Source organism: Nitrosospira sp. NpAV (assembly GCF_000832065.1).
Classification (GTDB): domain Bacteria; phylum Pseudomonadota; class Gammaproteobacteria; order Burkholderiales; family Nitrosomonadaceae; genus Nitrosospira.
This window is the reverse complement of the sequence record NZ_JXQM01000021.1, coordinates 125,774-147,944: the sequence shown is the minus strand read 5'-3', so window position 1 is coordinate 147,944 and position 22,171 is coordinate 125,774. Positions and strand designations below refer to the sequence as shown.

Annotated in this window: 18 protein-coding genes; 11 read left to right on the top strand and 7 right to left on the bottom strand. The window is 53.3% G+C overall.

What is annotated here, in order from left to right:
- The first annotated feature begins 1 nt into the window (after window position 1).
- On the top strand, window positions 2-1,123 hold the full coding sequence (locus tag SQ11_RS13345) for an MBL fold metallo-hydrolase (protein ID WP_041514652.1): 1,122 nt from the start codon (window positions 2-4) through the stop codon (window positions 1,121-1,123).
- Window positions 1,124-1,370: 247 nt separating this feature from the next.
- Here the strand turns inward: SQ11_RS13345 and SQ11_RS13340 are convergent, their stop codons facing one another.
- Window positions 1,371-1,862: a Spy/CpxP family protein refolding chaperone gene (locus SQ11_RS13340; protein WP_041514651.1), complete on the bottom strand. Its 492-nt coding sequence runs from the start codon at window positions 1,860-1,862 to the stop codon at window positions 1,371-1,373.
- Between the two features lie 224 nt (window positions 1,863-2,086).
- Here SQ11_RS13340 and SQ11_RS13335 point away from each other — a divergent pair, with 224 nt between their 5' ends.
- Both SQ11_RS13335 and SQ11_RS13330 read left to right on the top strand, forming a co-directional pair.
- Entirely contained in the window at window positions 2,087-2,788 is a 702-nt protein-coding gene (locus SQ11_RS13335) for a response regulator transcription factor (RefSeq protein ID WP_041514650.1), read from the top strand.
- Window positions 2,788-4,149: an ATP-binding protein gene (locus SQ11_RS13330; protein WP_041514649.1), complete on the top strand. Its 1,362-nt coding sequence runs from the start codon at window positions 2,788-2,790 to the stop codon at window positions 4,147-4,149. The genes SQ11_RS13335 and SQ11_RS13330 overlap by 1 nt, the downstream gene beginning before the upstream one ends.
- A gap of 133 nt (window positions 4,150-4,282) precedes the next feature.
- On the opposite strand, the gene SQ11_RS13325 is transcribed toward SQ11_RS13330, so the two are convergent.
- Together SQ11_RS13325 and SQ11_RS13320 are read right to left on the bottom strand one after the other, a co-directional pair.
- Window positions 4,283-5,110 carry a class I SAM-dependent methyltransferase gene (locus SQ11_RS13325; RefSeq protein WP_084226875.1) on the bottom strand — a complete coding sequence of 276 codons (828 nt, stop codon included), beginning with the start codon at window positions 5,108-5,110 and terminating at the stop codon, window positions 4,283-4,285.
- Complete coding sequence (locus tag SQ11_RS13320; RefSeq protein ID WP_041514648.1) at window positions 5,110-5,412, bottom strand: hypothetical protein; 303 nt, start codon at window positions 5,410-5,412, stop codon at window positions 5,110-5,112. The genes SQ11_RS13325 and SQ11_RS13320 overlap by 1 nt, the downstream gene beginning before the upstream one ends.
- A 356-nt stretch (window positions 5,413-5,768) precedes the next feature.
- Between SQ11_RS13320 and SQ11_RS13315 the strand changes: the two genes are divergently transcribed.
- The 8 genes from SQ11_RS13315 to SQ11_RS13280 all read left to right on the top strand — a co-directional run bounded on the left by SQ11_RS13315 (window position 5,769) and on the right by SQ11_RS13280 (window position 18,307).
- Entirely contained in the window at window positions 5,769-8,846 is a 3,078-nt protein-coding gene (locus SQ11_RS13315) for an AAA family ATPase (RefSeq protein ID WP_052494249.1), read from the top strand.
- A 415-nt stretch (window positions 8,847-9,261) separates the two neighbouring features.
- On the top strand, window positions 9,262-10,419 hold the full coding sequence (locus tag SQ11_RS13310; RefSeq protein ID WP_232298008.1) for an efflux RND transporter periplasmic adaptor subunit: 1,158 nt from the start codon (window positions 9,262-9,264) through the stop codon (window positions 10,417-10,419).
- A gap of 20 nt (window positions 10,420-10,439) precedes the next feature.
- Window positions 10,440-13,616 (top strand): efflux RND transporter permease subunit, encoded by a 3,177-nt coding sequence (locus tag SQ11_RS13305; protein WP_041514647.1) that lies wholly within the window; start codon window positions 10,440-10,442, stop codon window positions 13,614-13,616.
- Window positions 13,617-13,921: 305 nt separating this feature from the next.
- On the top strand, window positions 13,922-14,347 hold the full coding sequence (locus SQ11_RS13300; RefSeq protein WP_052494248.1) for a hypothetical protein: 426 nt from the start codon (window positions 13,922-13,924) through the stop codon (window positions 14,345-14,347).
- A gap of 242 nt (window positions 14,348-14,589) precedes the next feature.
- Entirely contained in the window at window positions 14,590-15,018 is a 429-nt protein-coding gene (locus tag SQ11_RS13295) for a hypothetical protein (protein WP_052494247.1), read from the top strand.
- Window positions 15,019-15,841: 823 nt separating this feature from the next.
- Window positions 15,842-16,264, top strand: coding sequence for a hypothetical protein (locus SQ11_RS13290; protein WP_041514646.1), 423 nt, complete (start codon window positions 15,842-15,844; stop codon window positions 16,262-16,264).
- 211 nt (window positions 16,265-16,475) lie between these two features.
- On the top strand, window positions 16,476-17,747 hold the full coding sequence (locus tag SQ11_RS13285) for a RidA family protein (protein WP_041514645.1): 1,272 nt from the start codon (window positions 16,476-16,478) through the stop codon (window positions 17,745-17,747).
- A gap of 272 nt (window positions 17,748-18,019) precedes the next feature.
- Window positions 18,020-18,307 carry a multidrug efflux SMR transporter gene (locus tag SQ11_RS13280; protein WP_269746053.1) on the top strand — a complete coding sequence of 96 codons (288 nt, stop codon included), beginning with the start codon at window positions 18,020-18,022 and terminating at the stop codon, window positions 18,305-18,307.
- A gap of 2 nt (window positions 18,308-18,309) precedes the next feature.
- Here the strand turns inward: SQ11_RS13280 and SQ11_RS13275 are convergent, their stop codons facing one another.
- The 4 genes from SQ11_RS13275 to SQ11_RS16540 form a co-directional block, all read right to left on the bottom strand.
- Window positions 18,310-18,768, bottom strand: a complete 459-nt coding sequence (locus SQ11_RS13275; RefSeq protein WP_041514644.1) for a hypothetical protein — start codon at window positions 18,766-18,768, stop codon at window positions 18,310-18,312.
- Between the two features lie 252 nt (window positions 18,769-19,020).
- The gene (locus tag SQ11_RS13270) at window positions 19,021-19,677 is read right to left on the bottom strand and encodes a response regulator transcription factor (RefSeq protein ID WP_041514643.1); all 657 of its coding nucleotides are present in this window, start codon (window positions 19,675-19,677) and stop codon (window positions 19,021-19,023) included.
- A 12-nt stretch (window positions 19,678-19,689) separates the two neighbouring features.
- The gene (locus tag SQ11_RS13265; protein ID WP_041514642.1) at window positions 19,690-21,489 is read right to left on the bottom strand and encodes a sensor histidine kinase; all 1,800 of its coding nucleotides are present in this window, start codon (window positions 21,487-21,489) and stop codon (window positions 19,690-19,692) included.
- A gap of 337 nt (window positions 21,490-21,826) precedes the next feature.
- The gene (locus SQ11_RS16540) at window positions 21,827-22,168 is read right to left on the bottom strand and encodes a helix-turn-helix domain-containing protein (protein ID WP_052494246.1); all 342 of its coding nucleotides are present in this window, start codon (window positions 22,166-22,168) and stop codon (window positions 21,827-21,829) included.
- Window positions 22,169-22,171 lie beyond the last annotated feature (3 nt).

Genomic DNA, 22,171 nt, shown 5'->3' with positions numbered 1-22,171 from the left:
TATGAAATCGTTGGGCAAAAGATCGCAGGGCGCACGACTGGAACGTTTGCTCGCATCTCCGCTATGGGTGGGCGACCAATTCCGGAACGTGCATCCGATCATTCCGAACTTGCGAGATCCGAACGCTGCGATGCCGACGCTCAGCGAGTTTCTCTGCGGCGGCAAACGGCGTGTGCCACGGCGGCCGCTACCTTCAATGAATCCGCTGGATACTTGGGCCAGGCGGCCGGCCAGCGGGCTGCGCGCCACCTGGCTCGGGCATTCCACGCTTCTGATCGAGATCGACGGCATCCGCGTGCTTACCGATCCGGTCTGGGGGCTGCGCGCATCACCATCGCGGCTTGCTGGCCCCAAGCGATTCCAGCCCATTCCAGTTCCGTTGCGCGCCATGCCGCCGGTAGATCTGGTGATCGTTTCACACGACCATTACGACCATCTCGATTATCCGACCATCCGCGAACTTGCCAAGCGCGACGTGCCGTTCGTGACTTCGCTCGGAGTCGGTGCACACCTTGAAGCCTGGGGCGTGCGGTCCGAGCGCATCGTCGAACTCGACTGGTGGGAATCGCACCGCTTGCCGAACAGCGAACTGGTGGTAACCGCCGCGCCGTCGCAACACTTTTCCGGGCGCAGCCTGCGCGGTCGCAACACGACATTATGGTCTTCGCTCGTGATTCGCTCGCCGCATCACACGGTGTTCTTCAGCGGCGATACGGGTCTCACCACGGAATACCAGGCCATCCGTGAACGGTTTGGCCCGTTCGACCTGGTGATGCTGGAAGTGGGCGCCTTCGATCCTGCCTGGGGCGACATGCACCTGGGCCCGAAGAACGCGCTTGAAGCACTGAAGTTGCTTGGTGGCGGTCCTTTCCTGCCCGTGCACTGGGGAACATTCAACTTGGCGATGCACGCCTGGGACGAGCCTCCGGAAACCTTGCTGGAGCTGGGCCCGAAAGCGGGCGTGCAACTGGTGATGCCGCGCCTCGGAGAACCGATTGAACCAGCGCATGCGGAACGAGTTGAACCGTGGTGGCGCGATGTCGACCCGGTCGGGCGCCAACCCGAACCTGACGCAAGAAGGGAAGTCACTGTGCCGAAGACAATGCCATGGCCGATCGACTAAAGAAAAATTCACGTCAGGCTGATGGGCTCCCAGCCGAGCGGCGATAGGTATGCAAATAACGCATCATCGGCGGCATGACCGTTACTACGCAATGCACGCACTGGCTGTCGTCACCAGAAATAGGTTTCGTCGCGAGTTTTGAATCTGCTTGCCAACAGTTAAATTAAAGTGCGAGTCGTTCTAATTGGTGGAGGCTTTGCAAGGGCCACGGCGGTTTGACATATGTCAAACCGCCCCGTGTCTGACCTTACCCTTTATTGTGATGCCCGTGCTTATGCTCCTCGCGCATCTGTTTCATCTGTTCCCGCTGGGTATCAGTCAGTACCAGCCGAATCTCGTTGCGTACCTTGCTACGCTGAATGATTGATTCAGCCACCAGATTGCCCCGCTCTTGGGCCAATGCTTGCACCTGGCTGCTGTCGCTGTTGCCATTCCGCTTGAGTTCACGTAACGCCTTGCGGTTTGTCTGCATCTTTTCCTTCAAATTTACCATTTGAGATTTCGATTTCTGCAAAACGGCTTCAACCGAGGAACGCTGATCGGGGGTAAGTTTCAGGCGATCCGTCATCCGGTTCAAGAAACGTTCACCTCCGTCCATGCCGTTCCCCATCCTGGAATGCGCGCCATGGCGGCATTCCTGCACCGCTTTCCCGGTACCCGTGTCGGCTTGCGGGCCTGCCAAGGCGCTGCTGGTCGCCAATAGGCAGCCGATTAGCGAAATTTTCGTGATAGTTTTCATTAGCTGGTTCCTCTTGATAAGTTTTTACGGATATCGTGATGACCCCCATGGCCCGCACGATATGGGCAAAGAATAAAGTTAGGCGCTGTCAAGGTGGGTGATGAAAGCGTAAATTTATGTAAAGAATTCAGGGATTGCTGTATTTGTTTGCCGTAATTTGGCAATATCCGTAACACGACGAAATTACCTGGGTGGCCCCGTAACAGCTTCACTTCGGAAAACGGATGGCGCGCATACTACTGGCGGATGACGACATTGAGTTAAGCCATATGCTGGTCGATTACCTCGGCAAGGAGGGCTTCGACGTCGATGTGGCTCATGATGGCGGCGCAGCGCTGGGCAAGGCGCTGGCCAACCCGTATGACCTCCTGATACTGGACGTCATGATGCCCATTCGAAACGGTTTCGATGTATTGCGTGACCTGCGCGCGCGCTCTTTACTTCCCGTGCTGATGCTGACGGCCCGGGGGGATGACATCGATAGCATTGTCGGGCTTGAGCTCGGCGCGGACGACTATCTGGCCAAGCCCTCCAGTCCGCGCGTACTGGTAGCGCGGATTCGCGCGATCCTCAGAAGAGCGGAGTCAAAAGGCGAGTTGCAAAATGGCGCCGAGCGGACTGACCGGATCGCACTGGATGATCTTGTCATGCATATGGGTTCACGCACCGTGGTTTGTGGCAATAATGCCGTACCCATGACCAGCACGGAATTCAGTGTGTTGGGGATATTGCTGCGCGAAGCCGGCAACGTTGTGTCGAAAGCGAATCTGTCCGAACGGGCGCTTAGCCGCAAATTGAGCCGTTATGACCGCAGTCTCGACATGCACGTAAGCAATCTGCGTAAAAAACTGGGTCCGTTATCCGATGGCCAGGAACGGATTAAAACCATCCGCGGCGTTGGTTACATTTATTCGCGGACCTCGTAGTGCATAGACTATTCTGGAAAATATTCCTGTCGTTCTGGCTTACGCTGATCATTTTTGCCGCACTGCTGATGTTCGCAGCTTCGAGCTATCTCGAACATATCCGGACACAACAAGATATCGGCAGCATGCATGCGCGTCTGTCGGAATATTTCGATCAAGGCCAAACGATCGCGAAACAGAGAGGTATCGCAGGGCTTGAAGAATGGCTGCATCGCCTGGACCATAGTGAAGCCATACCCATTTTCCTGATCGATGAGGCGGGGAAGGATCTGCTTGAGAGAGAAGTTCCTGCCGACATCACTGCCAGGCTGGATCGAAGGCGGGAACATGGGGAGCACGGCGTACGAAAAAAGCCGTCTCACCGGCAGCCCATCAGGTTACCGGATGGCAGCTCCTACCGCATGATCCCTGATTTTCAAAGTATCACCCTGCTGAGGGTTCTGCAACGTCCCCGAGTCATGGCGCTTCCGGTGTCTATCGCAGCGCTGGTGAGTGCGCTGATTTGCCTGCTGCTTAGCCGCTACCTGACCTTTCCGCTTGAGCGGCTGCGGCGTGCCGCCCAACAAATCGCGGCTGGAGACCTTACTCAGCGGGTCGTTCCTTCCATGGGCGGCCGCCGGGATGAAATTGCCGACCTGGCGGGTGCGTTCGATAAGATGGCCGAACGGTTGGAGAGGGTATTTGGTGCGCAGCGGCAGTTACTGAGCGACGCTTCCCATGAGCTGCGTTCTCCGCTCGCACGCTTGCAGGTCGCATTAGGTCTTGCCCGGCAGCGATCGTCTGGTCAGGCTGAAAAAGAACTCGACCGCATTGAGATTGAGATAGAGCGACTGAATGAATTGATCGGCCAGCTACTCGAACTCGCCCGCCTGGAAGCGGGGGTAGACGCGGCACATATCGAGCAGATTGATATACGGGATCTGCTCGAAGGACTTATAGAGGATGCACAATTCGAAGCGGAGTCAGTGGATTGCCAAGTAAAGTTGCAAAAAGCCTTTCCTGCCCTGATCAAGGCAAATGCCATGCTGCTTCGCAGCGCGATCGAGAATGTCGTTCGCAACGCCATCAAATACACAAAACGGGATACGACAGTTGAAATCAGCATGCTGGAAGAGGCTGGAAAGCCGGACAGCATTATTATTCAAGTGCGTGATCACGGACCCGGGGCACCCGAAGAAATGCTGTCTCATCTGTTTGAGCCATTCGTAAGAATAGGGGAAGCAAGAGATCGTTTGAGCGGTGGGCACGGGCTCGGATTAGCCATTGCCGAACGCGCTGTCCGGTTGTATGGCGGCGAAATCAGGGCGAGGAACGAACCGGATGGGGGATTGGGTATTTATATCCGCCTGCAGCGCGCCTGAATCCGGCGAGGCGACAAGAAGATATGATGTTCCTCCCAACCTTAACAGGGATAGGCAAAAAAATCAGCCGCCGATAGGCGGCTGCGGGAGGATAAGACTTGATCCGGCGAGAAAGAAGTAGACCGTCCCGTGCCTAGCCGGTAAACGAAGGGCTGGAAATAGCCACGGGCGATGGCTTCAATCCGGCTGGGCACCGGGCTTTCGTGCCGGCGAAAACCACAATTGGAATAGCAAAGCGGATCGCCTTGCCGTCGAGGTGGACGTTGATTCCCAAACGATCCTTATCGATATCCGATTTGAACAGCATGCGGATTTTGTCTGCGTCGCCCGGGCCGAGAAATGAGCTGTTTAATTGCTGCTCAACGTCGCCCTCGATTTTATGTTGCTGGATCTTCAAATCCAAAAGTCTCGAATTATGGATGAGCCTGACGATTTCAGATATTTTCAAGGCCCTTATATTCGATGGGTCGCGCAGCTTTTCAAGTTGATTATAGGCCTCCGCCTTATCTGATGGCATGACAACATCAGCCACCAGGACACGGCCCCCCGGCTTGCAAACCCGAATCATTTCGGACAAAACCATTTCTGGTTTCTCGAAGTGGTGAAAACTGTATCGAGCCAGAACCACGTCAAAGCTATTCGATGAAAAGGAAAGCAGGGACGCGTCTCCAATTCGCCAGACAAGATTATCGAGTCGTTTTTCAATCTGCCTTTCTTTGGCTGCTTTTATCATTCTGGGAGTGATATCGACACCCGTTACAAACCGGACATGGGGAGCAAACTCACATGCGACCAGACCGGAGCCGCAGCCAACATCGAGCACGGTCTCCGTGGCATGCACGCCGCTCATTTCAATCAGCATTTGTATCGATGCTGAATGACCGGGCAATTCTGCGGATGGGATCGCCTCAAGCGGCAACTGCTCGGTGAACGTCTGCGTCTGATAATGGTTGCAGATCATCACTGTGCTACGATCCGTCTCATCGAGCGCGATAGGGATTCATGCAATAAGCCTCGGGCTTTGCGTGGCGGTGTCAAATCTGAAACCATCCCGTTTTGTTTCTTAAAAGCGGCGGTAATACCGCCGGACCTCGAACGTGCGGTGGTTGCTGGCGTAAAGGATGGTAAACAGGTGACTTTCGAATTTGTTTCAAGTACATTTGGAATGTTTGATTCAAGGCAAAAAAGTAAATCATCCAGCTGATCATTACTTGATGAATCACCACTTAAACCAAACATATCTATCAATTCTGATTTTTTCATTACCCATTTCCTCGGAGCTGCCGCCTGGATAGATGCGCGTTCGGTGCCTGGTCTTAAAATAGGCATCTGAACCGCCATTTTATATAAATGCCAAAACAATTCGTTTATTACCCGATGGGATGAAGCTATGCTCCAATTTCATTTTTCATGCGTCTGGAATTCAACTAGAAAACCTTAAAACACAACTGAGCATGACCGAGGGAAACCAACTCCCCCAGATTTTCCTCAACCGCACTGGAATTGCCGGAGAACCATGAGGTATAACCGGACAATATGTTAATTTGAGTGGGAAGTCGTAAAAATACAGTTAAATATTGGTTAAATTTACCGTCCTCTGAAAGCGGAATAATACAAATATGAATACCGGAATTCAGACAAGTTGCTGGAAGTTCCATTCTTTCAGATTGGACAAGGTCAACGCCATGTTATGGCATGACGATCAGGTGGTGCCATTGCGGCCTAAGAATTTTGCTGCATTATGTTATCTGATTGAACGGCATGGGCAGCTGGTGACCAAGGATGAGTTGCTGGATAATGTGTGGCAGCATCGCCACGTCGGCGAATCGGTGCTGAAAGTTTGCATCAACGAGCTGCGGCAGGCTCTCAGGGACGATGCTCGCGCTCCAGCTTATCTCGTCACGGTCGCGCGACGCGGCTACCGCTTCATCGCTCCTGTTACCGCGGTCAATGCATCGGCGAAAGGAGAGGAATTTGCAGACCAGTCCCCTGCCGGCATTCGCCGTGCAATTCAGCCCAGTGACAGAGCAAACTGGTGGATCGGCCGTGAAACAGCCCAAGCCCAATTGCTGGATATCTGGCGGCGTTCGCTGGAGGGTCTGCGCCAGATAGCTTTCCTGACGGGTGAACCGGGAATCGGTAAAACCACCCTGATCGAAATGTTTCTCAATGAGATCAGCGGATACGCTCCATTGGTGTTACGCATGCGCTGCGTGGAGCATTTCGGCCAGGGAGAGGCATTACTTCCAATGATTGAAGCCATCGAGAAGCATTGTCGCGCGCCGGAAGGTGCCAAACTGATCGAGTTATTGCATCGTCACGCGCCGATCTGGCTTGCGCAGCTGCCATCAGTACTGCAGCCCGAGGAACGAGAAACTCTCCAGCGTGAAATCTTCGGTGCCAGCCGGGAACGCATGATACGCGAGGGGTGCGAGCTGCTGGAAACCTTGAGCAAGAATGCTTCCTTGATTCTCGTACTGGAGGATCTCCATTGGAGCGATCATGCAACCCTGGATTTTCTCGGTTTGCTGGCACGGCGAAGCGAGTCTGCGGCCCTCTTGATACTGGCGAGCTATCGGCCAGTCGATGCCGCCATGCAGGCGCATTCCGTTGCGCTGGTACACCGTGAATTGCAGCTACGGGAGATGAGTTCTGAAATAGCCATCGATCCGTTTTCTCCGGACGAGGTCAAAGACTACCTTACCCGGCGTTTTCCGGCCATGGAAATGCCGGATTCTATAAGCCGGGCCCTTTTCGCCAGGACCGGAGGACATCCGCTATTCGTCTCCAATCTGATCGAATATCTAGTAAATCAGCACCCTCAATGGCCCCCATCGCGGGAGTCAATGGTGGACAAGGCGTTACCGGATACTATCCGGCGTGTGATTGAACGCGAAATTGAACGATTAAATCGTGATGAGCAGCGTGTGCTGGAGGTTGCCGCCGCGATAGGGTCGCATTTCTCGGTGATATTGCTGGGTGCGGTACTCGATATGAAGGCTGCCGAGGTAGAACGCTGCTGCGATGCCCTGGTCAGGCGCGGACAGATACTGCTTCCCGACGGCATGGAACAGGGTTCGCAGGGTGACGTTGTCGGCCACTATGCGTTCCGTCATGCTCTGTATGCTGAGGTGCTCTATCGACGATGCGCGCCCGGCGAACTCATCCGATTGCATTTGCGCATCGGCGAATGTCTGGAACAGGTGCACGGTGAGTTGAATCTGAAACATGCCGCGGAATTGGCCTTGCATTTTGAAAAAGGATGGGACTGGATTCGAGCGGTTCGCTATTTGAAGCTATCAGCTGCTAATGCCGCGCATCGTTTCGCGAATCGCCAGGGCCATGACTACCTAGTGCGTGCATTGAGCATGATTGCCCGGTTGCCGGGAGCACAGCAGGCGGAAGCACGTATCGACCTCTTGAAGCAATTGTCGGCCATAAGACGCTCGCTGGGCGATATGGTGGGGGCCAAAGCCGATCTGGAGGATATGCTTGCCACAGCCAGAGCCTCGGGAAGCTCCCGCGCGGAGGTTTTGGCACTTATCGAACTGAGCCGCGTTCTTGTATGGCTGGATCGCCGTGAATGTCTGGAGCTGGCAGAACAAGCATTGGCGCGCAGCAAAGGACTCGATGACAAAATTCTTCAATCGGTGGTCAAGGGCATGTGGGGTGGATTGAATCTATTGTTCGGTCAGTGGCGCGAGGACTGCGCCAGCGCTTGCCACGAAGCCATGGGGGTCGCTCGAACCATCGCCAGCCCACAGTTGCTTCACACCCGGCTGACACAGCATATCTATATCGAACTGCTGGCTTCGCGGTACAGAAGCGCCTGGGCAACAGCTGAAGAAGCCTTGGCATTATCGCGTACGCTGGGCGATGGCTACATGTTTATGGTGGGACATTATTACTGCGGATTAGCTTTGCTGCATCTGGGCGAATGGCAAAAATTGCGCGAGGTTGCGGAGGAGAGCAGGCGTGCATTCGAATGCAATTGTAACGATGCAAATTTACCGCTCCGCTGGCATCGCCAGATCATGATGGCTTGGCTGCATGTGGAAGCCTGCGATTTTGCAGGCGCCAAAACATATTGTGAGGAGGCCCCATCGGAGAATTCCGGACCCTGGGCTACCTATATCTCGGCTCATTTTTCAGCCATACATGGAAGGGCGCTACTCGGACTTGGAGACCATAACGAAGCGATTCGATGTTTTGAAATTTTTTTTCGAGCGGAGGAAAATGAATCGCTCCCGCTATCTCGCAACTATTCCTTCCCCGCCTGCCAGGGAGCCTGCGAGGCCTGGCTATCCTTGGGCGAGTTCGGAAAGGCGCGCTATTACGCCCAGCGGTTGCACGACCTTTCGGCTGGCGCGCCGGAGAATGCCTATCTTGCACTGAGTCATTCATTTTTTGCCGAAATTGCGATAAAGGAAAATGCTTTGGATGAGGCTGATTCGCAAATTGCGGAAGCACTCGCTATCGTGGAGAGCGTGGAAGTTCCGCTTGCTGCCTGGCGCGCATATGCGACGGCTGCGAAGCTGTATCATCTGCGGGGCGAGGCACCCAGAGCCAAGGAATGCGAATTCAAAAAACAAAGCGCGGTCGGCAAGCTACTGGCCTCACTCGAAGACTCAGACCCCCTGCGCAAACATTTATCGAATTTTGTCGAAATGGATGCCCTTTGCGAGTATCGCCCTTAGAAGGAAAATAATGGCACTTCTTCGCATGGTAATATGCTCCGCGACGCGGTGTGATTTTCTCTGCAAATCCTGAATCCAAATCCGATTGCTGGCGGGTTAAGTAGGGTGTGGTTCTTGGGGTTGGGGAAGGTGCAACGTAATGGGCCGTCTCAGAAAACGGATCTAATCGCCTTCGCAGCAAAAGCTGGTTATGCAGTTGCAGGGGGGTGTGGAAAGAAACCGTGCTTTTTGAATATTATGTTGCGGACAGTATGAAGCCCTTTTTGCCTCGTTGACAACCACGATGCTATTCGCCTTCATAATTCGGCTATGCCGCATGATTACAAGCGTGTCTATTTCACGAGTATATCTGTTGACTCCGATAGGGGTGGACGAGCTCCTGCCTTGTTTGTTGCAATAGCCAAAAGGGATATGCATGCCTCACTCTCAAATGGGTAGAGTGTTCCGTATACGCACGATTATGCCAGGCGTAATCGTCGCATTGATGCTGGTGCTGGCAGCTTGCGACAGCGAGCAGGCGGGCGGCGGTCAGGCGCCGCCTCCGCCGGAGATCAGCGTTGCCCGAGTACTCTCCAGGCCGGTGCAGCAATGGAATGAATACACTGGCCGTGTCAGCGCGATCGATACCATTGAACTGCGAGCCCGCGTGAGCGGCTATGTGCAGCGTGTCGCGTACAAGGAAGGCCAGGAGGTGAAAAAGGGTGACCTGATGTTCCTTATCGATCAGCGTCCCTATCGGATGGCACTGGCCAATGCGCAGGCACAGCTCGATCGTGCGCGTGTGGCGGAAAAGCTCGCGGGCATGCGGGACAAGAATGCCCGGCTGCTAATGGAAGCCGAGGCAATCTCGCGTGAAGAGATGGACACGCGCAGTACCACGCTCACGCAGAGCACTGCAGATATTGATGCGGCCAAGGCAGTGGTAGACAATGCGAAACTCCAGCTGGAATTTACCGAAGTGCGCGCGCCAGTCGCCGGTAAAACGAGCCGTGCCGTGCTGACTGTCGGCAACCTGGCCGTTGCCGACCAGACCATCCTGACCACGGTGGTGTCGCAGGATCCCATGTACGTATACTTCGATGTCGACGAAAACAGCTACCTGCGCTACGGCGAACAGGAGCGTGAGGGCGAAGGCGCAGCGGCAGGCACCTCGGTACGCGTCGGCCTAGCCAACGAGCAAGGCTATCCCCACGCGGGCACGATCAACTTCTTCGACAACCAGGTCAATCCCGCCGTTGGAACGATACGCGTGCGCGCCGTGCTTCCCAATGCCGATCGCGTTTTTACTCCCGGCTTGTTCGTGCGCGTGCAATTTGTCAGTGGCGGGAAGGAAAATGCCCTGCTGATCGATGACAAGGCAGTGATGACTGATCAGGACCGAAAGTACGTCTACGTGGTGGACAAGGATAACAAAGTCCAACGCAGGGACATCGTGCTCGGCCGCATGGCGGAGGGATTGCGCGTGATACAGTCCGGCCTTGCGCCGGAGGACAGGATCGTGGTCACCGGCCAGCAGAAAATCCATCCCGGTATGGCGGTTAAGCTCAATGAAATCCCGATGGCTGCGCTGTAAGGCGCGGTGAGGTAGCTTCAGTGGATTTCTCCAGATTCTTTATCGACCGGCCGATCTTCGCGGCGGTACTGTCGATCGTGATTTTTGCCGCCGGCCTGATTGCGATCCCCCTGCTGCCTAACGGCGAATATCCCGAAGTCATCCCACCGACCGTTCTCGTGCGCACCAACTACCCGGGCGCCAATCCGAAAGAGATTGCCGAATCGGTAGCCGTGCCGCTGGAAGAAGCCATCAACGGCGTTGAAGGCATCATGTACCTGAAGTCTATCGCCAGTTCTGACGGTACCCTCCAGGTAGTGATTACCTTCACGCCGGGCGTGGATCCGGATATCGCCGCGGTGCGCGTACTGAACCGGGTAAGCCAGGCGCTGCCGCGCCTGCCCGAGGCAGTCCGGCAATATGGCGTAACGACCCAGAAGCAATCCCCGACGCCGTTGATGTACATGAACCTGATCTCGACGGACGGGCGCTACGACTCGCTCTATTTGCGCAACTACCTGGTGTTGCATGTCAAGGATGAGCTATCTCGCCTGCACGGCATCGGCGATGTACAGCTGTTCGGCTCGGGCGACTACGCGATGCGCATCTGGCTCGATCCGGATAAAGTCGCTTCGCGCGGCCTGACCGGCGGCGACATACTCAACGCGCTGCGCGAACAGAATGTGCAGGTATCGGCCGGCCAGCTCGGCGCCGAACCTTCGCCAAACAAGCCGGATTTCCTGGTCTCAATCAATGTGCGCGGCCGGCTCAGCACCGAAGCCGAGTTCGGGGACATCATACTGAAAAGCGGCCCGAATGGTGAGGTGGTGCGCCTGTCGAACGTGGCGCGCGTGGAACTCGGTTCCGGCAATTATACCGTGCGCGCCTATAACAACAGGAACACCAACGCCACGGTAGGCGTCTTCCTCTCGCCGGGCGCCAACGCCCTGGCAGTGGCGGACACGGTATATGCGAAGATGGATGAGTTATCCAGGCGCTTTCCCCCGGGCGTCACCTACGATCCGACATGGGACCCCACCGTTTTTGTGCGCGATTCGATCCGCGCCGTGCAGAATACGCTGCTGGAAGCCATTGCACTCGTCGTAGTTGTCGTGATTCTTTTCCTGCAGACCTGGCGTGCTTCGATCATCCCCCTGATCGCGGTGCCCGTATCGATAGTGGGCACTTTTGCCGTACTGTACCTGCTCGGTTTTTCGATCAATACCCTGACCTTGTTCGGTCTTGTGCTCGCGATCGGCATCGTTGTCGATGATGCCATTGTCGTCGTGGAGAACGTCGAGCGCAACATCGAGGAAGGACTGGCCCCGCTGGCCGCCGCGCACCAGGCGATGAAGGAGGTATCGGGCCCCATCATTGCCATTGCACTGGTGCTGTGCGCGGTATTCGTGCCGATGGCCTTTCTGACGGGTGTAACCGGCCAATTCTACAAGCAGTTCGCCGTGACAATCGCGGTTTCCACGGTGATTTCCGCCATCAACTCATTGACCCTTTCGCCGGCATTGGCGGCCATGCTGCTCAAAAGCCACGACACGCCCCAAGATGCGCTATCGCGCGTGATCGAGCGTTTGCTCGGCTGGATATTCCGCCCCTTCAACCGCTTCTTCCAGCGCAACTCCGAGCGCTATCATCGTACCGTGGGGCACGCCCTGACAAAACGCGGGCTCGTCTTCGGCGTCTACCTCATGCTGCTTGCCTGCACCGCGCTGCTGTTCGGCAAGGTGCCGGATGGTTTTATCCCGACGCAGGATAAACTTTATCTCTTCACCGGCGCCAAGCTGCCTGAGGGCGCCTCGCTGGCACGCACGGACGAGGTCGTGCGCAAGATGATCGATATCGCGCTGGACACCGAGGGCGTGGAGAAAGTGGCAGCTTATGCGGGCCTCAATGCCTTGCAGCTTACCAACACGCCTAATTTCAGCGCCGCCTACGTCATCCTCAAGCCGTTCGATCAGCGCAGCCGCAGCGCCAGCGCTATCGTCGCCGAGCTCAATGAAAAGTTCGCTTCCATTGAGGAGGGTATTACCTTTGCGTTGATGCCGCCGCCGATCGAGGGATTGGGCAACGGTTCTGGCTACTCGCTGTACGTGGAAGATCGCGCCGGCCTGGGTTATGGCGCACTGCAGGATGCAACCAAAGCATTCCAGGGGAGGATCGCGGAGACGCCGGGGTTCACTTACCCGGTCAGCGCTTACCAGGCAAATATTCCCCAGCTTGAAATCAAGGTCGATCGTACCAAGGCCAAAGCCCAGGGCGTGCCGCTGAACGAGCTGTTCGATACACTGCAAATCTACCTGGGCTCAGCCTATGTGAACGATTTCAACCTGTTCGGCCGGGTCTATCGCGTTTTTGTCCAGGCCGACGCCTGGCAACGGCAACGCGTTGAAGACATCGAAAAATTGCGTGTACGCAACGAGAGCGGCGATATGCTACCTATCAGTGCGATGACGACGATCACGCCGACCTACGGCCCCGATCCGGTACTGCGCTACAACGGCTATCCTGCTGCCGACCTGATCGGCGATTCCGATCCGCATCAGTTTTCCTCGGGACAGGCCATCGCCCGGCTAAAGGAAATGGCCGGGGAAATGCTGCCGGAAGGCATGATGCTGGAATGGACGGACCTGACCTATCAGCAGGTGACGCAAAGCAATGCCAAGCTGATCGTATTTCCGCTTGCCGTCATGCTCGCCTTCCTCGTGCTGGCGGCACTGTACGAAAGCTGGACGCTTCCGCTTGCCGTCATCCTGATCGTGCCGGTATGCATGTGTGCCGCCCTGCTCGGCGTATGGCTGACGGGCGGCGACAATAATATATTCGTGCAGGTGGGGCTGGTTGTGCTGATGGGCTTGGCCTGCAAGAATGCGATCCTGATCGTCGAATTCGCGCGTGAACTGGAATTTCAAGGCAAGGGGATCATTGAAGCGGCACTGGAAGCCTGCCGCTTGCGGCTGCGGCCGATTGTCATGACATCCATTGCCTTTGTCGCTGGCTCCGTACCGCTGGTACTCTCGACAGGTGCTGGTGCGGAAGTACGCTCAGCCACGGGGATTACCGTGTTCGCGGGCATGATTGGCGTAACTCTGTTTGGATTGTTCCTCACCCCTGTGTTCTATGTCGCTCTCCGTAAATTATCGGGAAGTGCGCTTATCAAGCACAGTCCAAAAGCGGGTGGTGTTCCGGAGCATACCCAAGATTAATCGGTATTCCCCTGACGTTGCTGGCGATCCGCCTTGCTCCCCGATGCGGTTTCTTTCCACTAACACTAAGCATATCAAAATCTAAGGGTTTCCCTTAGTCCAAAATCAGGGTTTCCCCAATACCATTTTTAAAGTGAGGGATTTAATATGAACTCACTTCCTGAGATTCTGAGCATCATTTTCAGGCAGTCGCAAGGACTCTGACCATCCGTCCAGTGTGGGACTCTGACCATTCGTCCGGCAGCAAAAAGGACTCTGACCATCCGTCCGATATTGATCTAATCAATTGGAACAGGAGAATCAAAATGGCAACGGCACTCGGCATAAAAGCAAAAGATACTTTCGCAATTTTCTCCCTGCTTGGCTTGTTGGTTGTAGGCGCGGCCTTTAACACCGTTAAAGCAGAAAATCTTCCTGAACAATCTACCGTTCAAGTTGTCATATCTCTTGACGAGCATAGTGTTTTGGCGAAGCGCTTTGAAGATACCGCCAGGGAAATGCAGGCCAAGGCGGATGAGCAGAAGAAACTGCTTGAACAGTATGAGGAGATGCATCTGTATGGCTGGCAATCTCATAATTTGAAATCACACGCTTCAGCGCTGATACGCAAATATGAGCAAGCCGCACGCTCAAACATGAAGGAAGCTGTCGCCCATCGCCAAATGGCGCAGCGGCAATTCGGATCTAACGTGATTCATGGCGGCGAAACGCCCCAAACAGGAAGTAACTGATACAGATTTATACTGGCAGGGCAAACTCGGATCCATCATGGGGATTTGCCTGCCATCTCAGGACTCTGACCATCCGTCCGTAACAGGACTCTGAATACCTTGTCCGTCGGCGCAATGCCGGTTTATCTCAGGACTCTGACCATCCGTCCAGTGTAAGGACTCTGACCATTCGTCCGGTAGCAAAAAAGGACTCTGACTATCCGTCCGATATTGATCTAATCAATTGGAACAGGAGAATCAAAATGGCAACGACACTCGGCATAAAAGCAAAAGATACTTTTGCGATTTTATCCCTGCTTGGCTTATTGGCCGTGGGCGCCCCGATAGACACGGTAAAAGCAGAAAATCTTACTGATCAATCTGCTATCCAGCTTGTAGCATCCTCTAGCGAACATAGCGTTTTGGCAAAAGACTTTGAAGATGCTGCCCGGCAAATGCAAGCAAAGTCGGATGAGCAAAAAAAGTTGTTGGAACACTACGAGGACAAAAGCTATCTGTATGGCAAGCAGGCACAAGACTTGCAATCACACACTTCAGCATTGATACGGAAGTACGAGCAAGCCGCTCGCTCGAACATGAAGGAAGCTATCGCTCATCGCCAAATGGCGCAGCAGCCTGACCATAATTACGCGATTCATGGCAGCCAAATGCCCCATGCAGAAAGTAACTGATGCAGAGTTGTAGAGGGCAGATCTGAAGTCAGATTTGCCTTTCATCTTGGACTCTGACTCGCGGCTCAGATGATTACACGGTATTCCAATCTGACTGATGTCGTCTGGAACAATCAAAGCAAAATCATTCTTAATCGAATCTAGTTTCGAGTGCTATCTTGCCGCTTGCTTTCAATCTCTTGAAACAAGCGGCAAGGATTTTATCCAATTTGCTGTCCTACTCTTGTGGTATTAACTCCTGCTCAAAAAATTGTTAGCGGACACGCGCGTTTAACTCTCACCTTGCATATGTCGATGACTATTGAACAACTTCCGGCAGCAAGTTGGTATCAGATCTTTTTCTCAGATGCCCTTCAATCAGGCATCCTCTCCTTGAGCTGATGTAACTGCCTGACCCCATCGGCCGCCAAGTCGCCGTACCTTTCCCCTTAACTGTAGAAACGTTGCTTTTGATATGCCAACACTGTAAGCCCTGTATATCACGTACCGGTCTCGACGATCACAGGCAATCGGGCGCATCGGTAAAGTGGTGCTCCGGACCCGGCAAACAGCGCACAAAATGAAGATCCAGCGCGGCACATTGCAGGAAGATTATCAAAATCTAAGGGTTTCCCTTAGTACAAAATCAGGGTTTCCCCAATACCATTTTTAAAGTGAGGGATTTAATATGAATTCACTTCCTGAGATTCTGAGCATCTTTTTCAGGAGGTCGCAAGGACTCTGACCATCCGTCCAGTGTGGGACTCTGACCATTCGTCCAGAAAAAAAGGACTCTGACCATCCGTCCGATATTGATCTAATCAATTGGAACAGGAGAATCAAAATGGCAACGACACTCGGCACAAAAGTAAAAGATACTTTCGCAATTTTCTCCCTGCTTGGCTTGTTGGTTGTCGGTGGCCCCATGGGCACCGTTAAAGCAGAAAGCCTTCCTGATCAATCAGCCATTCAATCTGTAGACTCCTCTAACCAGCATAGTGTTTTGGCGAAACGCTTTGAAGATGCCGCCAGGGAAATGCAGGCCAAGGCAGATGAGCAGAAGAAACTGCTTGAACAGTATGATGGGCAACTGTATGGCAGGGAAGCCCAAACCCTGAAATCGCAGACCACGGCATTGATACGCAAATATGAGCAAGCTGCGCGCTCAAACATGAAGGAAGCTGTTGCCCATCGCCAAATGGCGCAGCGGCAAGTTGGGTCTACCGTGATTCGTGACGGCGAAACGCCCCAGATAGGAAATAACTGATACAATCCATATTTGGCAAGGCAAACTCGGATGCACCAGGGGATTTGCCTGCTATCTCAGGACTCTGACCACCCGTCCGTAGCAGGACTCTGAATACCTTGTCCGTCGGCGTAATGCCGGTTTATCTCAGGACTCTGACCATTCGTCCGTAGCAAAAAGGACTCGGACTATCTGTCCGATATTTAAGTTATAACTGAAAAAGAGAAATATCATGAGTGGCTATAATGCTGTATTAGCAAGAAATACCAATAATGCTCCAAAAGGATTAGGTCCATGTTCACAAACTGTAGCTTTCTCTCATTACAACAATCTTTCAGCTCAACTACCTATCGATCCAAAATCTGGTGAAATAGTAGCGGGTGGTGTAAAAGAGCAGGCTGGACAGTGCTTTAAAAATATCAAGGCAATCGTAGAAAGCATCGATCATGCTATGAGCGATGTTATTAGAATCACTGTATTCGTTAAGAATATCTCAGATGTTGACGCTGTAGACGAAGTTTATAAAACATTCTTCCCGACCTATGTTCCTACACGGACGACAGTCGCAGTTGCAGCTTTACCTATGGATGCTTTGGTACAAGTTGAAGCACTTGTTTCAAACGGTGTAGGCTCAATTCCAAACGCACCGCAGGCAGGCGACCTCATAAAACTTACAAATAATACGGAGAATGCACCAAAAAATTCTCTCTCTACCCAAACAGTGGCTTTTTCTCACTACAATAATATTTCAGCTCAATTACCTATTGATCCAAAATCCGGAATAATTGTAGCGGGTGGTGTAAAAGAGCAGGCTAGACAGTGCTTAAAAAATATCAAGGCAATTCTAGAAAGTATCGATGTTCCTTTTGACGATATTGTCAGAATCACAGTATTCCTTAAAAACCTTTCGGATATTGAAGCTGTAAACGAAGTTTATAAAACATTTTTCCCGGACTCGGGTATCGCCAGGGCCGTAGGCTATTTTCCTGCACGGACAATAGTTGAAGTTGCAGCTTTACCCATGCATGCTTTGGTACAAATTGAAGCAGTTGTGTCGCACGGAGACGGCACACCCCCACAAGCTGTCGAAGACAGGCATGGAATTATCATAGAAGCGAACAATACGGATAATGCACCAAAAAGTTCTCTATCTACACAAACGGTAGCTTTTTCTCATTACAACCATATTTCCGCTCAATCAGGTATCGATCCAAAATCTGGAAAAATGGTAGCTGGCGGTGTAAAAGAGCAGGCTGGCCAGTGCTTAAAAAATATCAAGGCGATTTTAGAAAGTATCGGCCACGATATGGCCGATGTAGTCAAAATAAATATCGCTCTTAAAAATATCGCGGATATCGATGCTGTAGATGAAGCTTACGCAATATTCTTCCCAGGCGGTGTTCCTGCACGAAGAATAATTGGCGTATCGGCTTTACTTAATGATGCTTTGGTCCAAATCGATGCGGTTGTAGGAAATGAAGAAGGAACACCTCGAAGCGTATAATAGGCGTTCGTTTGTAAATAAGGGAGTTATCAAGTTATTTGTTAATACCGACGGTGAATGCGAGATCGCACATCCTGATCTATGAATCTAACGATTTCGGTAGAAAGTTTGGATACATTGAACTGTCCTCCCGTCCTCCCGAAGTCGTCACCTGCCAGAAGATAGGATAAGAACAGATGAGTTGGGTGTACCTCGTTCTCGCCGGCCTTTTTGAGATTAGCTGGCCAGTCGGCCTGAAGATGGCCCAAGAACCGTAGACGCGCTGGACCGGGATCGCCGTGGCTATTGGGTTCATGTGTGTCAGCGGCTTCTTGCTGTGGCTTGCCCAGCGCCACATCCCGATTGGAACCGCCTATGCGGTCTGGACGGGTATCGGCGCTGCGGGAGCGTTCCTGGTTGGCATACTGTATTACGGCGATCCGGCGTCATTCGCCAGGTACATGGGTGTTGCGCTGATTGTCGTAGGTGTCGTGACACTCAAGCTGTCGCACTCGCGACACCGACTCAATCCAGAAAATAGAAAACTTCTGTCATGGTCATGGCGGTCAATCGCCGAATGAGATTAAATCCGGTCTTTGGGATCTGATCCGATCTTGGCCTTGTTTTCCCGATTCCGCTGGCTCGGTGTTTCCGCTGGAGTGGCATAATCACGCTTCGCAAGCTCCGATGCCATTCTCTGGTGAAAAGCAGCCTGATGTATGTTTTCCTCCGCGGCTTGCTCATATTTGTTCAGCAAGGCCCAGGTGCGTGATTGGATATCTTGCGCCTGTCTACCGTAGAGATAGCCTTTTTCTTCATAGTGCTGAAGCAGTTTCTTTTGCTCTTCCGCTTTTATCTGTATTTCTTTGGCCGTATTTGCATATTGCTTTGCCAATTTTTCATGGTCGGCATAGGTTCTGGCATTCTGCGCAGCCTTGTGAATATCATCACTCTGTTTTTCGAGAGGCCCCGTTTGCGCACAGGACGCTAATAGACCAAGCATGGAGAGGACCGCAACAAATGTTCCCAATTTTGTCTTCATGGTAGCAACCCATATAGAATGACGGCAAGCCCATCCTAGCTCGGTCCATGCTATTGAGTATATTGGGGAAACCCTGGTTTTATACTAAGGGAAACCCTTAGGCAACATTTGTATGCCGGAAGTGGTTAATGTGGATACCGATAACGCGGAAGACAACTTTGAAGAAAATCAGCCGGAACGCATCCAGACAACCTGGGATAAAATCAGATCGCTCGAAAAACGCCGGTTTCCGGTCGGGTACGCATGCGCCTGCTATTGCGCTTCCGAAATCCAGTGGGTGGCATAACGTATCAAATCGGCGCCGTCTCTCAAATTCAGCTTGGTGCGAATGTTGAAACGATGCGTTTCGATAGTTTTAATACTGCGGTTGAGTAACTTGGCAATTTCCTGACTGCTATGCCCGGATCCTATCAAGTGCAACACTTCGAACTCACTGGGCGTCAAACTGTTGATCAACGGCTCAGGCTCAGAATTTCCGGTCACGACCCGATTCAGGAGCCGGGCATGCATCTGCTTGCTTAGATAAACGTTTCCCTTTAATACCTCGCGGATAGCGGTCACCAGTACATCACCCGGCTCCTGCTTCATCACATAGCCCCGCGCACCGGCCCGTAAAGCGCGTTCCGCATATGCGCCTTCGTCATGCATGGAAACGACGAGTACGGGAAGTGTGGAAATCAGATTATGCATGCTTTTTATGACCTCAAAACCGGAAAGGGTCTTGAGAGACACATCCATCAAAACGATATCGGCTTGATGTCCCGCTTTGAGTATGGCCAGCGCTTCGTCGCCATCGCCGGCCTCGGCAAATACCTCCATATCCGGCTCAAGATTGATGAGCATCGCCATGCCATGCCGCAACATGGCATGATCGTCCACCAGCATTACTTGCGCTTTCAAGACTGACATATTCGGAGACTCCTAAGCCATTCGCATTTCCAGCCGCACTTCCACTCCCCCTTCCGCACGCGACAGGAATTCCAGCGTCGCACCGAGTTGCCTGGCACGGTATTGCATGATTTTAATGCCCATCCCGGGTGTCACTTCGTGTTTTATATCGGTACCGGCGAAGCCGCTGCCATTATCGCGTATCGATAGGTGGAGCATTTCTCCCTCGGTGGCCAGCGAGATAGTCACATGTTGCGCGCCGCCGTGGCGTATCGCATTGTTGGTGGCTTCCTGAGCAATCCGGTAAAGATTGAGCGCAGACTCCTTATCCTTGATGAGGATTTCGTTTTCGTATACAAAATCGCAGGTAATTTTATACGTGATTGCGATTCTCGATGCAAATGCCCGCAATGCAGCCGTCAGGCCATTGGTCTCCAGCTCAAACGGAAGCAACCCTTGTGCGATCTGCTTGCATTGCATTACGGCGACCTGCGCTTGTGTCGCGATGGATGCGGCGACCGTTGCCGCATCCCCACAGGCCGATGCAGATATTTTTTTCTCCAGCGCCTTGGCTTGATAGCTGATCGCCGCAATTTGCTGCCCGAGATTATCGTGCAACTCCTGCCCGATCAACCGCTGCTGCTCTTCCGCGATGGAAATCAGAGCTTGTTCCAGGCGTTTGCGTTCGAGCCATCCCTCCAGATCGCTCGCGACGGCATCGATGAGCCGCTGCTCTTCGGGCACCAGAAACGGCTTGTCTTCGGGATAGAACACACGCAATTGGCCGCAGAGCCTATTATTGGCGCTAATCTTCGACTGCAGCTCGTGCGTAAGGCCTTGGCCATGGTTCTCGGAGGAAAAGCGCCTGTTGTCGAGCTCGATCATGGCAGTGGCAATTTCAGGGAATTGCATGGCCGGTATCAGGTACTCGAAAATATGCTGACAGGCGGCTTCCACCGATAGCTCTAGCCCCATGCCACGGCGAATCTCATAGAGACAGGTGATTTCCTTTAGACGTTCATGCAGCGCCTCATCGATCTGTTTGCGCTCAAACCATCGCTCCAGATCACTCGCGACGGCATCGATGAGCCGCTGCTCTTCCGGTATCAGGAACGGTTTGTCTTCAGGATAGAACACGCGCAACTGGCCGCAGGGCTTATTGTTGGCGCTAAGCTTGGACTGCAGCTCGTGCGTCAGGCCCTGGCCATGATTCTCGGAGGTGAAGCGCCTGCCATCGAGCTCGATCACGGCGGTGGCAATTTCGGGGAATTGCATGGCGGGTATCAGGTGCTCAAAAATGCTCTGGCAGACGCTGTTCACCGATAATTCCAGTCCCATGCCACGGCGAATCTCATAGAGACAGGTAATTTCCTTTAGACGCTCGCGCAGCGTTTCATCAATCTGTTTGCGCTCGAGCCATCGCGCCAGATCGCTCGCGACAGCATCGATGAGGTGCTGCTCTTCCGGTATCAGAAAGGGTTTGTCCTCTGGATAGAACACGCGCAACTGGCCGCGAAATTCGCTGTTGGCGCTGATCTTCGACTGCAGCTCGTGCGTCAAGCCCTGGCCATGATTCTCGGAGGTAAAGCGTCTGCCGTCGAGTTCAATCATGGCAGTGGCAATTTCGGGGAATTGCATGGCGGGTATCAGGTGCTCAAAGATCTGCTGGCAGACATTATCCACCGGTAACTCCAGCCCCATGCCACGGCGAATCTCGTAGAGACAGGTGATTTCCTTCAGACGCTCGCGCAGCGCCTGCTCCGCGCCCGCAGACGTTCCTGCGGCGTGACGAGCTGCATTGGCATTGGCGGAGCTATTATCCTTGCAGGCCATTGAGGACTTTCATCGTTCGATCAATCTGATGTTTTCGCCCATTCCCCGTCGACAATCGCGATCAGCCACCCGGCCTCGCTCACCAAAGCGTCATCGCGAGATTACTACACCGCCAAGTTTATCCGAAATCCGGCCCGTAGCGAACCTATCCATGAGTGTGAAGGCCGCACGAGGCAGAAATTCTTTGTGGATCAATGATATTGTCTTGCAAAGGGGATCAGCTGCCGGATTTTAACCCAGATAATCCTTTAGGGTGCGAAATGATGGCGAGACAAGTTGCGAGAGAGCTTCAGGCGCGCAGGGGAGGGGAGCCTATCACCATGATTGTGATGCCTTCTTATGAAACAATTTCATTGGTGCCCGTGGCTCGACGCCTGTCAGGCCTGCCCCGCCTATCCATTTTTCGCCTGTCGTACCGGCTATCCCGCCGTGTCCGCTGGCGCCGCTCCTTGCCAGCCGAAAGGAAATCAGAGTCTATCTCGCCCTCGCCGGTAATCAGCCAGTCGAAGGAAAAAGCGAGTTTGGACCGGATAATGAGAAGCTTCCTGATTTCCGGCGTGGAAACACCGGTTTCCCATTGCGACACGGCGGCTTTCGAGACCCCGCATATTTCCCCTAGCTGAGTCTGGCTGAGTTTGTATTTACGCCTCAATTCAATAAGTCTCGGTCCCATATTCATCTT

What these genes read in the sequence shown, in the direction of transcription:
- SQ11_RS13320 (WP_041514648.1), bottom strand. Translation starts at nt 5,412, where the DNA reads ATGAAAAAATCAGAATTGATAGATATGTTTGGTTTAAGTGGTGATTCA.
- SQ11_RS13310 (WP_232298008.1), top strand. Translation starts at nt 9,262, where the DNA reads ATGCCTCACTCTCAAATGGGTAGAGTGTTCCGTATACGCACGATTATG.
- SQ11_RS16540 (WP_052494246.1), bottom strand. Translation starts at nt 22,168, where the DNA reads ATGAATATGGGACCGAGACTTATTGAATTGAGGCGTAAATACAAACTC.
- SQ11_RS13315 (WP_052494249.1), top strand. Translation starts at nt 5,769, where the DNA reads ATGAATACCGGAATTCAGACAAGTTGCTGGAAGTTCCATTCTTTCAGA.
- SQ11_RS13290 (WP_041514646.1), top strand. Translation starts at nt 15,842, where the DNA reads ATGGCAACGACACTCGGCACAAAAGTAAAAGATACTTTCGCAATTTTC.
- SQ11_RS13335 (WP_041514650.1), top strand. Translation starts at nt 2,087, where the DNA reads ATGGCGCGCATACTACTGGCGGATGACGACATTGAGTTAAGCCATATG.
- SQ11_RS13270 (WP_041514643.1), bottom strand. Translation starts at nt 19,677, where the DNA reads ATGTCAGTCTTGAAAGCGCAAGTAATGCTGGTGGACGATCATGCCATG.
- SQ11_RS13285 (WP_041514645.1), top strand. Translation starts at nt 16,476, where the DNA reads ATGAGTGGCTATAATGCTGTATTAGCAAGAAATACCAATAATGCTCCA.
- SQ11_RS13345 (WP_041514652.1), top strand. Translation starts at nt 2, where the DNA reads ATGAAATCGTTGGGCAAAAGATCGCAGGGCGCACGACTGGAACGTTTG.
- SQ11_RS13295 (WP_052494247.1), top strand. Translation starts at nt 14,590, where the DNA reads ATGGCAACGACACTCGGCATAAAAGCAAAAGATACTTTTGCGATTTTA.
- SQ11_RS13325 (WP_084226875.1), bottom strand. Translation starts at nt 5,110, where the DNA reads ATGATCTGCAACCATTATCAGACGCAGACGTTCACCGAGCAGTTGCCG.
- SQ11_RS13275 (WP_041514644.1), bottom strand. Translation starts at nt 18,768, where the DNA reads ATGAAGACAAAATTGGGAACATTTGTTGCGGTCCTCTCCATGCTTGGT.
- SQ11_RS13340 (WP_041514651.1), bottom strand. Translation starts at nt 1,862, where the DNA reads ATGAAAACTATCACGAAAATTTCGCTAATCGGCTGCCTATTGGCGACC.
- SQ11_RS13265 (WP_041514642.1), bottom strand. Translation starts at nt 21,489, where the DNA reads ATGGCCTGCAAGGATAATAGCTCCGCCAATGCCAATGCAGCTCGTCAC.
- SQ11_RS13300 (WP_052494248.1), top strand. Translation starts at nt 13,922, where the DNA reads ATGGCAACGGCACTCGGCATAAAAGCAAAAGATACTTTCGCAATTTTC.